We start from the raw sequence: 13,822 nt of genomic DNA, 5'->3' as shown, positions 1-13,822 counted from the left end.
CCTATTAGCGAATGAACTGGGCTGCATCCGCGATCAGCTGAAGCACCCCGCCCGGGATCAGGCCGAGGACCAGCGTAGCCACACCCGTGACGACGAGCACCGACCACGTCCACAGGGACGGCGTCTCGACCGTCCCGACGGTCGCGTCGTCGGCATCCTGGAACCACATGGCCACGACAACCTTGAGGTAGAAGAAGGCGGCGATGACGCTCATGACGACGGCGACGAGCACGAGCCAGCCGTATCCGCCGGCCCAGGCCGCCGCGAAGACGGTCAGCTTGCCGATGAACCCGGCGGTGAGCGGGATGCCTGCGAAGCTCAGCATGAACAGGGTCATGAGGGCGGCAACGATCGGGTTACGTCGGCCGAGGCCTCGCCAGGCGTCGATCCCGTTGGCCTCGCCGCCCGAGCGCCGCACCATCATGACGATGGCGAAGGCGCCGAGCGTGGCCAGCCCGTAGGTGAGGAGGTAGAAGCCGATCGAGCCGACGCTGGACACGTAGACGTTCTCGCCGGCCGCCACGGCACCGACCACCGCGACGAGGATGAACCCGGCGTGAGCGATCGATGAGTAGGCCAGGAGGCGCTTGAGGTCGTTCTGCGCCAGGGCGACGGTGACGCCGAGCAGCATGGTGAGGACGGCGACGACGGCGAACAGCAGCTGCCAGTCCCAGGCGAGCCCGGCCAGCGCCACGTAGAAGACGCGCAGCAGCGCGGCAACGGCGGCGGTCTTCGTGGCCACGGCCATGAATCCCGTGACCGGGGACGGGGCGCCCATGTAGGCGTCCGGGGTCCAGGCGTGGAAGGGCACCGCACCGATCTTGAAGAGCAGACCGACCGACAGCAGCAGCATGCCGATGAGCAGCAGCCACGAGTGCGAGGAGGCCGTCTGGGAGACGACCGCCTGGTCGATGTCGGCCAGCGCGAAGCCCCCGGCGAACCCGTAGAGCATCGCGATGCCGTACAGCATGATGGCCGACGCGAGCGAGCCCAGCAGGAAGTACTTGAGGGCCGCTTCCTGGCTGAGAAGGCGGCGACGTCGCGCCATGCCGGTCATGAGGTAGAGCGGGAGGGAGAAGATCTCCAGCGCGACGAAGAGCGTCAGGAGGTCGTTGGCCGAGGCGAAGATCATCATCCCGAACAGCGCAAAGAGCAGCAGCGGGAAGATCTCGGTGTGCTCGCGGCGCATCCGATCGGCTTCACGTTCCAGCGGCGATCCGGGCACGGTGGCCGCCGACGAGGCGAAGGCCGACTGTCCCCCTCCGAGTCCTCGCTCCGCGAAGAGCGCGACTCCGCCGAGCCCTGCGATGAGCAGCAGGGTCCAGAAGACGTAGGCGGGGCCGTCGATGGCCAGCAGATCCATCGCGACCAGCTGCTGCTGGCCCTCGATCCAGTTGATGATGGTGAGGCCCAGAGCGGCGATGACCGCGATGAAGGCCACGCCCGACTGGACGATGTAGCGGTAGTCCCGGGGCACCACGGCCTCGAGCAGCACGCCCAGGCAGGCCGCCGCGAAGAGGACCAGCAGTGGCGACAGCAGCATCCACTCCAGCTCGGGGAGGGGGAGCTGGGGAAGAGTCTCCAGGAGCGCGATCATCGGTTGCCTTCCTTGACCTGGGGGGCGGGATCGTCGACACCGACGACGGCCATCGTGCGCTGGGCGGCGTCATCGGCCACCGTCAGCAGCGGCTTCGGGAAGAAGCCGAAGATGACCAACAGGACGAGCAGCGGCGCGATGACCGCCTTCTCCCGGAAGGTGACGTCGGTCGTGACGTGGGTGGCGACCTGCTCGGTCACCGGGCCGGTCATCGTGCGCAGGTACATCCGCAGCACGTAGACGGCAGCCAGAACCATACCGAGCGTGATGACGGCGGTGTGGATCGGGAAGCGTTGCCAGGCGCCAGCCATGACGAGGAACTCCGAGACGAAGCTGCCCATGCCCGGCAGAGCCAACGCAGAGAGGCCCGAGATCAGCAGCACGCCTGCCAGCACCGGCGCCACCGTCTGCACGCCACCGAAGGCGTCGATGTGCGCCGAGCCGCGACGGCGGATGAGGAACCCGACGACGAGGAACATGGCGGCGGTCGAGAGGCCGTGGTTGAGCATGTAGAAGATCGAGCCGCTGAGCGACTGCGACGTGAGCGCGAAGATGCCGAACACCATGAAGCCGAAGTGGCTGATGGAGGTGTAGGACACCAGGCGCAGCAGGTCCTTCGCGCCGAACGCCATGAAGGCGCCGTAGAGCACTGAGACGATGGCCCACACCAGGATGACGGGGGTTGCCCACTGGCTCGCCTCGGGGAACATCTGGAGGCAGATCTTGATCATGCCGAAGGTGCCGATCTTGTCCAGGATGCCGACGAGCAGCGTCGACGTTCCCGGGGTGGCCTGCTCGGCGGTGTCGGGCAGCCAGGTGTGTAGGCCGACGAGCGGGGCCTTCACCGCGAAGGCGAAGAAGAACCCGGCGAAGAGCCAGCGGCCCATCCCGGTGGACATCTCCAGATCGACGAGATCGCCGATGAGGAAGCTCGGGCCGCCCTGCGCTGCGGACGCGGCGTACACGCCGGCCACCGCCACGAGCATCACCAGTCCGCCGGCGAGCGAGTAGATGAGGAACTTGATGGCAGCTGCCCGCCGGGCCGGCCCGCCGAACCCACCGATGAGGAAGTAGGTGGGGATCAGCGTCGCCTCGAAGGCGAGGTAGAACAGCAGGACGTCGGAGGCCATGAAGACGATCAGGGCGAATCCCTGCAGCAGCAGCGCCAGCGCGAAGAACACGTTGGTGCCCCACCTGGCGTCGAGCTGATCACCGACGTGCCACTCGGCGAGCAGCACGATCGGGACGATGATCACCGTCATGAGCACGAGGATGGCGCCCATGCCGTCGAGGTCGAGGGCGTAGTGGGCCCCGACGGCCGGGATCCAGGGCACTTCCTCGGCCAGCACCTGGCCGCCGGCGTGCAGCACGAACGCCAGCACACCGAGGATGGTCGTGGTCAGCGCGATGCCGAGACCGACGAGGCGCGCGGTGTGTCCCTTGAGGAAGAAGAGCACCAGCGCACCCACGATGGGCACGAGGGCAAGGATGGTCAAAAGAGGCAAAGTCATGTCTTTCTCGTAACTCCCTTAGCCCAGCTGTCCGACGATGACGACGGCGGCCAGGATGAGGACGCCGACAGCAAGCGTGAGGCCGTAGCTGCGCACGTACCCGTTCTGCGCGCGACGCAGCCACTCCCCCAGGCCCAGTGCCATCGACGCGCTGCCCATGGCGGCACCGTCGACGGCGCCGCGGTCGAACGCGGTCAGCCCTGCGGCCAGCCCCTTGGCGGGGCGGATGATGGCGTGCTCGTTGAACGCGTCGCCGTAGAGGTCGTTGCGTCCGGCGAGGACCAGCGGGTTGCGGGTGGCCGGCTCGTCGCGCGGGATGCGGCCCTTGTGCAGGAACCAGCCCAGGGCCACGCCCACCGCCACGACGGCGAGCGTGATGAGCCCGATCGTGGTGAAGTTGATCAGTGGCGTGTTGTGCGGCTCCTGACCGGTGGAGCTGGCCAGCCAGTCCTGGATCCAGCCGTTCATCGCGAGGCCCGCGACGATGGACAACACGGCCAGCACGATGAGCGGGACCGTCATCACGAGCGGCGACTCGTGCGGATGCACGTCGTCGGCCCAGCGCTTCTCGCCGAAGAACGTCATCATCATCAGTCGCGTCATGTAGTACGCGGTAACGCCGGCGCCGATGAGTGCCAGCACGCCGATGATCGTGTTCTCGTGGAAGGCGGCCTCGATGATGTGGTCCTTCGAGTAGAAGCCGGACGTGAACGGGAAGCCGATGATCGCCAGGTAGCCCATGGCGAAGGTGAAGAAGGTGATCTTCATCGACTTCGCCAGGGCTCCGTAGTGGCGCATGTTGACGTCGTCGTTCATCCCGTGCATGACGGATCCGGCGCCGAGGAACATGTTGGCCTTGAAGAAGCCGTGGGTCAGCAGGTGGAAGATCGCGAACGACGCGCCCACCGGACCCAGCCCGGCGGCCAGCATCATGTAGCCGATCTGCGACATCGTCGATCCTGCCAGCACCTTCTTGATGTCGTCCTTCGACGTACCGATCCAGGCACCGAAGAGCAGCGTCACGGTACCGACGATGGCCACAGCCGTCGTGGCGACCTCCGTCTGGGCGTAGATGGCGTTGGAGCGGACGACGAGGTAGACGCCGGCGGTGACCATCGTCGCGGCGTGGATGAGGGCCGACACCGGGGTGGGGCCCTCCATCGCGTCGAGCAGCCAGGACTGCAGCGGCACCTGGGCGGACTTGCCGCACGCGCCGACGAGCAGGAGGAATCCGATGAGCGTCGCCCACAGGGGCGTGAGGTCTGCGGCTCCGGCGTTGACGTCCTCGAAGCGGACGCTGCCGAACATGGCGAGCATCGAGAAGATGGCCATGCTGAGCCCGAGGTCACCGACGCGGTTGACGATGAACGCCTTGTTGCCGGCCGCGGATGCGGACGGGCGGTGGGCCCAGAAGCTGATCAGCAGGTACGAGGCCAGGCCAACGCCTTCCCAGCCGAGGAAGAGCACCAGGTAGTTGTCCGCCAGCACCAGCGTCAGCATCGCGGCGATGAAGAGGTTGAGGTAGGCGAAGAACCGGCGACGGCGCTCGTCGTGCGCCATGTAGCCGATCGAGTACACGTGGATGAGCGAGCCCACTCCGGTGATGAGCAGCACGAAGAGGATCGACAGCGGGTCGACGAGCAGCCCGATGTTGATCGACCAGTCGCCGGTGGCGATCCACTCGTACAGCTGCACGTTGATGGGCCGGGACTCTTCGGCGGCACCCAGCATTTGGAGGAACAGGAGAAGACCGAGCACGAAGCTCACGATCGGGGCGAAGGTGCCGAGGTAGTGGCCCCAGGCATCGGTGGCGCGGCCCGCGAGCAGCAGGAACGCCGCGGACGCGAGTGGCACTGCGATGAGCAGCCAGACCATCAGGCCCGTGCCCGACACGGCGGAAACGGATTCGAGGAGTTGCACGTTTCTTGACCTCTTAGAACTTCATCAGGTTGACGTCGTCGACCGAGGCCGAGCGGCGGGCGCGGTACACAGCGACGATGATCGCCAGGCCGACCACGACCTCGGCTGCCGCCACCACCATCACGAAGAACGCCGCGATCAGACCGTCGAGGTTGCCGTGGTAGCGGGAGAACGAGACGAAGGCCAGGTTCGTGGCGTTGAGCATCAGCTCGATGCTCATGAAGGCGATGATCGCGTTGCGTCGCAACAGGAAGCCCGCCACGCCCACGGTGAACAGGATCGCCGACAGGATCAGGTACCCCTCGGGGCTCATTCGTCGTCTCCTTCGATTTCGGAGGTCCGCTTCTCCACGACCGCGTAGGCGGCGTTGGTCGGCGCACGGAGTTCGTTCACGTCGACGATCACGCCGCGCATGGCGAGCGTCTTGGAGATGGACTTCTCAGCCACTGAGCCGTCCGGCAGCAGGGCCGGGGTGGAAATGGCGTTGTGCCGGGCGAACACGCCCGAGTTGGGCAGCGGGCCGGGGTGCTCGCCGGTCTCCGCGTACGCGCGGACACGATCGGTCAGGGTCTCGATCTGGTTGCGCTTGCGCTTCAGTCGCTCGCCGTGTGCGAGCAGCATGGCGCCGACCGCGGCGGTGATCATCAGAGCCGCGGTGGCCTCGAACAGGAAGACGTACTTCGAGAAGAGCAGCGCCGCGATCGACTGGATGTTGCCGCCGTACTCGGCGTTCGCAGCGGCCAGTCCGGCCGGCTCGCCGTAGACGGCGTTCTGGCCGACGGCCAGGACGAGGAGCACACCGACGCCCACAGCGACCAGCGCCGAGGTGACTCGGTGGCCCCGGATCGTCTCGACCACAGAGTCGGTTGAGTCCACGCCGATCAGCATGACGACGAAGAGGAACAGCATCAGGATCGCGCCCGTGTAGACCACGATCTGGATGACGAACAGGAACGGGGCGTCCTGCGCGGCGTAGAGCACCGCGAGCGAGATCATCACGCCCGCCATGAAGATGGCGGAGTGGACCGGCTTGCGCGACAGGAGGAAGCCGAGCGCGCACAGCACCGCGATCGGCGCGCACACCCAGAAGGCCACCTCCCCCGCGGTCACCAGCGGGACAAGAGGCATCATTGGGCCCCTCCTGAGGTCGTTGCGGTACGGGTGTCGGGCGTGCCGGTCTCCGGCAGGCCCAGGAAGTAGGTCTGCTCGTCGTCGCCGAGGCGGCGCGGGTGGGGCGGCTGCTCCATCCCGGGCAGCAGCGGCGCCAGGAGATCTTCCTTCTCGTAGATCATCTTCATGCGGGTGGTGTTGGACAGCTTGAAGTCGTTCGTCATCGTGAGCGCACGCGTCGGGCACGCCTCGATGCACAGACCGCAGAAGATGCAGCGCAGGTAGTTGATCTGGTAGACGTGGCCGAAGCGCTCGCCGGGCGAGTAACGGTTGTCGTCGGTGTTGTCGGCACCCTCGACGTAGATCGCGTCGGCGGGGCAGGCCCAGGCGCACAGCTCGCAGCCCACGCACTTCTCGAGTCCATCCGGCCAGCGGTTCAGCTGGTGGCGGCCGTGGAAGCGCGGCATGGTGACCTTCTCCGCGCCCTTCTTGTGCGGGTAGGACTGGGTGAACGTCTTACGGAAGATCGTGTTGAGGGTGATGCCGAAGCCGGCCCACGGGTCGAGCAGTCCCATCAGAACTCCTTCCCTTCGGTGGTCGTATCGCTGGTGTCGGTGTCGACCTGCGGTTCAGCGCCGGTCACCACTGAGGCGAACTCGGGCAGCGTCTGTCCCGGACGGGGCGGAATGGGATAGCCGCCCGCGAACGGATCGAAGACGTCGTCCATGGCGAACTCCCGCTCGAGAGGCTTCTCAATGGCGCGGTTCTTGCGGTGGATGAAGAAGAACCAGTAGAGGGCTGCCATGAGCCCGACGCCCAGGAGGATCGTCGAGTTCCTGAACGACGTGCGCGCCACGACGGCGACGATCACGATCCACACGAGCGAGACCTCGATCAGCACCTTCCAGCCGAGGTTCATGAACTGGTCGTAGCGCAGACGCGGCAGGGTGCCGCGCAGCCAGACGAACACAGAGATGAGCAGCTGGACCTTGATGATGAACCAGATCGGCCCGAGCCAGGCGTTGTTGAGGAACGGGATGAGGTTGAGCGGCCACGGCGGCAGGTAGCCGCCGAGGAAGAGCGTGGTGCACACCGCGGAGACCGTGGCCATGTTGATGTATTCAGCGAGGAAGAACATGGCGTAGCGGAAGCCCGAGTACTCCGTCAGGTAGCCCGAGACGAGCTCCGACTCACACTCGGGCAGGTCGAACGGCGCACGGTTCGTCTCACCGACCATCGAGATGGCGTAGATGATGAACGACGGGAACAGCAGCAGTGCGTACCAGCCGGTGATGCCCAGATCGAACTGGATGTCGGTGAAGGGGATGCCCAGCGGGAGAGTCTCCGCCTGTCGCTGCACGATGCCGTTGGTGGACATCGTGCCCGCCATGAGCAGGACAGCGACGATGCTCAGCCCCATGGAGATCTCGTAGGAGATCATCTGGGCGGTGGAGCGGATCGAGCCGAGGAAGGAGTAGGTGGAGTTGCCCGCCCAGCCTGCCAGCACGATGCCGTAGATGCCGATCGACGCAACAGCCAGGATGAAGATCGTGGCCACCGGCAGATCGGCGACCTGCAGCCGCGTGGTGTACCCGGCGATGGTCACCTCCCCACCGAACGGGATCACCGTCCAGGCGGTGAAGGCGGCGACGCCGGTGAGGATCGGCGCGAGGTTGAAGATCCACTTGTCGGCGTTCTTCGGCCGGAAGTCCTCCTTGGCCAGCAGCTTGGCGCCGTCGGCGAGGGCCTGCCCGAGGCCGAACGGACCGTTCATGATCGGGCCGAGGCGGTGCTGCATCTTGCCGACCAGCCGCCGCTCGTACCACACGTTGAAGATGGTCCACACCAGCAGGATGACGAAGAGCGCCACCACCTTGATGAGGATCAGCCACCAGGGGTCCTGGAAGAAGATGTCCATGTCCGTTTACTCTCCTTCGTCCACAGAGACGGCCGACACGGAGACCGCGGCGCCGGGCGTCACTGTGATCCGTTCGGTGGTGCTGGGGTTGAGCGGGACCCACACGACGTCGTCGACCATCGGGTGGGTGATCTCGACGGGCAGCACCATGGTGCCGCTCGGCGTCGTGACCGTGGCCACCTCGGTGAGGCCCAGGCGCTCCGCAGTCTCCGCGGAGACGCGGGCGGCGGGCGGACGTGCCGTCGCGCGAAGTGCGAGCTCGTAGTCGTTGCCCTGGCTCGCGTCCAGCAACTCGCGCCAGCCGGCGGCGATCACGCCTCCGGGAACCTCGCCCGCCTCGACTGACGGAGCCGCAGCTCGCTGTCCGTCCCAGGCCCCGAGTTCCACGAAATCGGCGAAGGCCTGCTTCGACGCCCGGAAGCCGAGGTCGGAGCCCATGGCGTCGGCCAGCGCGGCCAGGATCCGCAGATCCGTCATCGGCGACGTCGTCGCCTTGTTGACGATGCGGACCCGACCGAGGCGGTGCTCCCAGTTGTAGAAGTAGCCCGACTGCTCCTCGAGCAGCGCCGCGGGGAAGACCACGTTGGCCCGTTCGGTGACCGCGGAGGCGCGCTGTTCGATGCTGACGACGAACTCGGCGTTCTCCAGTCCCGCCAGAGCGGCGGCAGGGTCCGCCAGATCGTAGGGATCGACGCCGGCGACGACGAGGGCCTTGAGCGAACCGTCGGCCGCGGCGGCGAACTGCTCGTCGGCGGTGAGCCCAGGCTCTCCGGGGAGCGACGAGACGCCCCAGTGGGAAGCGACGTCGACCCGCGCCGTGGCGTCCGAGACCAGTCGCCCGCCGGGCAGCAGCGTCGGCAGGCAGCCGGCCTCCACCGCACCGACGTCGCCGGCGCGGCGTGGGATCCACGCCAGGCGGGCACCGGTGGCGGCGGCCGTTGCGGCAGCGGAGCTCAGCAGGCCGGGCAGAGCAGCGGCGCGCTCCCCCACAAGGATGACGGTGCCCGCATCGAGCCCGTCGAGGCCGCGGAGCGCCCCGGCCTCCTCACCGGGAGCGACCGGCACGAGGGTGGCCTTGAGCTTCTCCGAGCCGCGAGAGGCGAACGGGGCCAACGTGGTCACCTTCAGTCCCGTGCGGACCGCCTTGCGGAGCCGCAGGAACACGATCGGAGACTCGTCCTCGGGCTCGAAGGCGACCAGCACGACGTGCTTGGCGGCCTCCAGCGCCTCGTAGGTCACCGAGGACTCGAGTGTGCGCCCGGCCACGGTGGAGGCCAGGAAGTCGGCCTCCTCGGCCGAGGAGGGGCGCGACCTGAAGTCGATGCTGTTGGTACCGAGGACCGCGCGGGCGAACTTGGAGTAGCCGTAGGCGTTCTCCACCGTCAGCCGGCCACCCGTCTGCACACCCACCGACGTGCCGGCCGCGCGCAACCCGAGCACGGCGGCATCGATGGCCTCTGGCCAGGACGCCGGCTGGAGCACACCGTCACGCCGCACGAGCGGGCGCAGGATGCGGTCGTCGCCGCGGCCGTACATGAAGCCGAAGCGACCCTTGTCGCAGTTCCACTCCTCGTTGACCTCGGGCTTGCTGCCGGCCAGGCGGCGCTTCACCTGATGGTGACGGTGGTCGCTGCGCAGTTCGCAGCCGGCCGCGCAATGCTCGCAGGTGGTCGTCGTCGACACGAGGTCGAAGGGACGGGCCTGGAACCGGTAGGCGGCCGAGGTGAGGGCACCGACGGGGCAGATCTGGACCACATTGCCGGAGAAGTACGAGTCGTAGGGGTCCTGCTCGTAGCTGCCCACCTGCTGCAGCGCGCCGCGCTCCACCAGGGCGATGAACGGGTCGCCGGAGATCTGCTCGGAGAAGCGCGTGCAGCGGGCGCACAGGACGCACCGCTCGCGGTCGAGCAGGATTTGGGCCGAGATGCTGACCGGCTTCGGGAAGGTGCGCTTCGCGCCGTAGTACCGGCTCTCTGCACGCCCGTTGGACAGGGCCTGATTCTGCAGGGGGCACTCGCCGCCCTTGTCGCAGATCGGGCAGTCAAGAGGGTGGTTGATGAGGAGGAACTCGATCATGCCCTCCTGCGCCTTCGCCGCGACGGGCGAGGTCACCTGGGTGTTGACCTTCATGCCTTCGGCCACCGGCATCGTGCAGGACGCCTGCGGCTTTGGGAAACCGCGGCCGTTGCCGGCGTCGGGGATGTCGACCATGCACTGGCGGCAGGCGCCGACCGGGTCGAGCAGCGGGTGGTCGCAGAAGCGCGGAATCGCCGTGCCGATCATCTCGGCGGCTCGGATGATGAGCGTCCCCTTCGGAACGCTCACCTCCACGCCGTCGATGGTCAGGGTGACCAGATCAGGCTTCGGCGCCACCTCACCGGAGGTCGTCTTGGCGTCGACAGTCATCGCGGGTCTCCTTCCACAGCGAACAGTGCGCTCTTCTCGTACGGGAACAGCTCCCAGGCGGGCGTGTGGTAGCCCTGCTCGAACTCCGAGCGGAAGTGCTTGACGGCACTGGTGACGCAGGCGACGGCGCCGTCGGCCAGGGCGCAGAACGAGCGCCCGCCGATGTTGTCGCAGATGTCGAGCAGCTTGTCGACGTCGCCCTCTTCAGCGGTCCCCGCCTCGAACTTCATCAGAAGCTGGACGAGCCACCACGAGCCCTCCCGGCACGGGGTGCACTTGCCGCAGCTCTCGTGCTTGTAGAACTCGACGAACCTGAGCGTCGTGCGGACGATGGACGTGGTGTCGTCGAAGACCTGGAGCGCCTTGGTGCCGAGCATCGTGCCGGCCGCCGCCATCCCCTCGTAGTCGAGTGGGATGTCCAGCCCCTCCGCCGTGAGGATGGGGGTGGACGAGCCGCCCGGCGTGAAGAACTTCAGCTCGTGCCCGTCACGCATTCCACCGCCCAGCTCGATGAGCTGGCGCAGCGTGATGCCCATGGGGGCCTCGAACTGTCCGGGCCGCTTGACGTGCCCCGACACGGAGTAGATCGTGAAGCCCTTCGACTTCTCGGTCCCCATCGACTGGAACCAGGCGGCGCCGTTGTCGACGATCGCCGGGACGGACGCGATGGATTCGACGTTGTTCACGACGGTGGGCGAGGCGTAGAGACCCGCCACCGCGGGGAACGGGGGCCGGAGTCGCGGCTGGCCGCGGCGCCCCTCCAGCGAGTCGAGCAGCGCCGTCTCCTCGCCGCAGATGTAGGCGCCCGCGCCGGCGTGGACGATGATGTCGAGGTCGTAGCCGGTGCCGAGGATGTTCCTGCCGAGGTAACCGGCCGCGTATGCCTCGCGCACGGCCTGCTGCAGGCGGCGGATGACGTGCAGCACCTCGCCGCGGCAGTAGATGAAGGCCGTGTGACAGTTGATGGCGAACGACGAGATGATGATGCCTTCGACCAGCGTGTGCGGCGAGGCCATCATGAGCGGGATGTCCTTGCAGGTGCCGGGCTCCGACTCGTCAGCGTTGACGACGAGGTACTTCGGGTTCGGGTTGTCCTGCGGGACGAACGACCACTTCATGCCGGTCGGGAAGCCTGCGCCACCGCGACCGCGGAGGTTCGCCTCCTTCACCAGGTCGACGATGGCCGCGGGCTCCATCTCCAGCGCCTTGCGCATCGCGCGGTAGCCGCCGGTCGCCTCGTAGCGGGAGAGCTTCCACGAGTTGTCCTCGCCCCAGTGGGCGCTGAGGACGGGGGTCAGCAGGTCGGTCACTTGCCCTCCTCCGGCTTCTGCTCGGCCGGCTTGGCGTCGGCGGGCGGTGCGGTCCAGTCATTCTCACGCGCGATCTCCAGACCGAGCACGGACGCCGGGCCGGCCGAGGGTCCCTCGTCGGCGCGCCCATCCGGGAAACCGGCGAGCACCCGCTCGGCCTCCCTCCAGGAGGTGATGGTGGCTCCGCGGGAGGAGACCACCTCCTCCCCGTCGAGGAGGCGCTGGATGAGGTCGTCCATCTTGGCCGGGTCCATGTTGTCGAAGAACTCCCAGTTGACCATGGCCACGGGCGCGAAGTCACAGGCGGCGTTGCATTCGAGTCGCTCGAGCGAGACCTTGCCGTCAGGGGTGGTCTGGCCTTCGTCGATGCCGAGGCGCTTCTTGGCGCGATCGAGCAGGATGTCGCCGCCCATCACGGCGCAGAGCGCGGTGGTGCAGACGCCGAGGTGGTGCTGGCCCGCGGGACGGCGCTTGTACATGGTGTAGAACGTCGCCACGCCGGACACCTGAGCCGTGGTGATGCCGAGCACGTCGGCGCAGACCTCGATACCGCGGGGGCTGACGCGACCGTCGACAGACTGCACGAGGTGAAGCATCGGGAGCAGCGCCGAACGCGGCTGCGGGTAGCGCGCCGCGAGCTCACGCAGCTCGGCGATGGTGGTGTCGTCGATGTTGCTCGACTGATCGCTGTAGTCGACCGAGCCGGAATCGGGGAAGTGGCTGGCAAAGTGGCCGCTCATCGGTCCACACCTCCAAGGACGGGGTCGAGGCTCGCGATCGAGACCACGACGTCGGACATCATGCCGCCCTCACACATGAGGGGAACGGATTGCAGGTGGTTGAAGCCGGGGTCGCGGAAGTGCACGCGGTAGGGCCGGGTGCCGCCGTCGGAGACGACGTGGCAGCCGAGCTCACCCTTGGGCGACTCGATGGCCTGGTACACCTGGCCGACCGGCACCTTGAAACCCTCGGTGACGATCTTGAAGTGGTGGATCAGCGCCTCCATGGACTCGCCCATGATGTGCTTGATGTGCTCGTTCGAGTTGCCCTGTCCGTCGGGACCGACGGACAGCTGGGCCGGCCAGGCGATCTTCTGGTCGGCGACCATGACCGGCTGCCCCTGCGTCGCCTCGAGGCGCTCGTAGCACTGCTCGACGATCTTGAGGCTCTCCCAGCACTCCTGGAGCCTGATCCGGAACCGGCCGTAGGAGTCCTCGGAGTCCCAGGTGACGACGTCGAAGTCGTAGGTCTCGTAGCCGCAGTAGGGCTGGGTCTTGCGGAGGTCCCAGTCGTAGCCGGTGGAGCGCAGCGGCGGGCCGGACATGCCCATCATGGTGGCCGCGGTGAGGCTCATGACTCCGACGTTGGACAGTCGGCCGAGGAAGATCGGGTTCTCGTTGCAGAACGTCGCGTACTCGGGCAGGTGCTTCTTCAGCCAGTCGATGACGGTGCGCAGGTGCGCCAGCCCGTCCTCGGGCAGGTCGTTGGCGACGCCGCCGGGCCGGATGTAGGCGTGGTTCATGCGGAGGCCGGACAGGCCCTCGAGGAAGTCGAGGATCATCTCGCGCTCGCGGAAGGCGATCGTCATGACCGTCAGCGCGCCGATCTCCATGCCGCCGGTGCCCATCGCCACGAGGTGGGAGGCGATGCGGTTGAGCTCCATGACCAGGACGCGGATGATCGTCGCGCGCTCCGGGATCTCGTCGGTGATCCCGAGCAGCTTCTCAACGGCCAGGCAGTAGGCGGCCTCGTTGAACAGGGGCGCGACGTAGTCCATGCGCGTCACGTACGTGACGCCCTGGGTCCAGGTCTTGTACTCCATGTTCTTCTCGATGCCCGTGTGCAGGAAGCCGATGGCCGGGCGGATGGACTCGACCGTCTCGCCGTCCATCTCGAGGATGAGGCGGAGCACGCCGTGGGTCGACGGGTGCTGGGGACCCATGTTGACGACGATGGTCTCGTCGCCACGCTCGGCCTGCTCGGACGCGATGTCCGCCCAGTCGCCGCCCTGGGCCAGGTAGACCCGGTCGGCCTGGTCCTCAGCGGTGCC

11 protein-coding genes are annotated in these 13,822 nt (G+C 67.3%); all 11 read right to left on the bottom strand.

Annotated features, from left to right (window positions below):
* Positions 1-4: 4 nt before the first annotated feature.
* From nuoN to RPIT_RS02590, 11 genes are read right to left on the bottom strand one after another with little or no spacing between them, the layout of a single operon-like run.
* A complete protein-coding gene (nuoN, locus tag RPIT_RS02640; protein WP_077340350.1) occupies positions 5-1,597 on the bottom strand; it encodes an NADH-quinone oxidoreductase subunit NuoN in 1,593 nt (530 codons plus the stop codon).
* Positions 1,594-3,108, bottom strand: coding sequence for an NADH-quinone oxidoreductase subunit M (locus RPIT_RS02635; protein WP_077340347.1), 1,515 nt, complete (start codon positions 3,106-3,108; stop codon positions 1,594-1,596). Before RPIT_RS02635 ends, nuoN begins: the two co-directional genes overlap by 4 nt.
* 18 nt (positions 3,109-3,126) lie before the next feature.
* On the bottom strand, positions 3,127-4,983 hold the full coding sequence (gene nuoL, locus RPIT_RS02630) for an NADH-quinone oxidoreductase subunit L (RefSeq protein ID WP_077344171.1): 1,857 nt from the start codon (positions 4,981-4,983) through the stop codon (positions 3,127-3,129).
* A 58-nt stretch (positions 4,984-5,041) separates the two neighbouring features.
* Positions 5,042-5,341 (bottom strand): NADH-quinone oxidoreductase subunit NuoK, encoded by a 300-nt coding sequence (gene nuoK, locus RPIT_RS02625; RefSeq protein WP_077340345.1) that lies wholly within the window; start codon positions 5,339-5,341, stop codon positions 5,042-5,044.
* Entirely contained in the window at positions 5,338-6,159 is an 822-nt protein-coding gene (locus tag RPIT_RS02620; protein ID WP_077340343.1) for an NADH-quinone oxidoreductase subunit J, read from the bottom strand. The genes nuoK and RPIT_RS02620 overlap by 4 nt, the downstream gene beginning before the upstream one ends.
* Positions 6,156-6,713, bottom strand: coding sequence for an NADH-quinone oxidoreductase subunit NuoI (gene nuoI / locus RPIT_RS02615; RefSeq protein WP_077340341.1), 558 nt, complete (start codon positions 6,711-6,713; stop codon positions 6,156-6,158). Before nuoI ends, RPIT_RS02620 begins: the two co-directional genes overlap by 4 nt.
* Positions 6,713-8,056: an NADH-quinone oxidoreductase subunit NuoH gene (nuoH, locus tag RPIT_RS02610; RefSeq protein WP_077340339.1), complete on the bottom strand. Its 1,344-nt coding sequence runs from the start codon at positions 8,054-8,056 to the stop codon at positions 6,713-6,715. The genes nuoI and nuoH overlap by 1 nt, the downstream gene beginning before the upstream one ends.
* 6 nt (positions 8,057-8,062) lie before the next feature.
* On the bottom strand, positions 8,063-10,462 hold the full coding sequence (locus RPIT_RS02605; protein ID WP_077340337.1) for an NADH-quinone oxidoreductase subunit G: 2,400 nt from the start codon (positions 10,460-10,462) through the stop codon (positions 8,063-8,065).
* Complete coding sequence (gene nuoF, locus RPIT_RS02600) at positions 10,459-11,772, bottom strand: NADH-quinone oxidoreductase subunit NuoF (protein WP_077340335.1); 1,314 nt, start codon at positions 11,770-11,772, stop codon at positions 10,459-10,461. Before nuoF ends, RPIT_RS02605 begins: the two co-directional genes overlap by 4 nt.
* Positions 11,769-12,512 (bottom strand): NADH-quinone oxidoreductase subunit NuoE, encoded by a 744-nt coding sequence (gene nuoE / locus RPIT_RS02595; RefSeq protein ID WP_077340332.1) that lies wholly within the window; start codon positions 12,510-12,512, stop codon positions 11,769-11,771. The genes nuoF and nuoE overlap by 4 nt, the downstream gene beginning before the upstream one ends.
* The gene (locus RPIT_RS02590; RefSeq protein ID WP_226996374.1) at positions 12,509-13,789 is read right to left on the bottom strand and encodes an NADH-quinone oxidoreductase subunit D; all 1,281 of its coding nucleotides are present in this window, start codon (positions 13,787-13,789) and stop codon (positions 12,509-12,511) included. Before RPIT_RS02590 ends, nuoE begins: the two co-directional genes overlap by 4 nt.
* Positions 13,790-13,822: the final 33 nt, after the last annotated feature.

Origin of the sequence: Tessaracoccus flavus, from assembly GCF_001997295.1 — a bacterium.
In the GTDB taxonomy this organism is placed as follows: domain Bacteria; phylum Actinomycetota; class Actinomycetes; order Propionibacteriales; family Propionibacteriaceae; genus Arachnia; species Arachnia flava.
The sequence above is the reverse complement of the archived record's forward strand: the minus strand, read 5'-3'. Positions and strand labels throughout refer to the sequence as shown.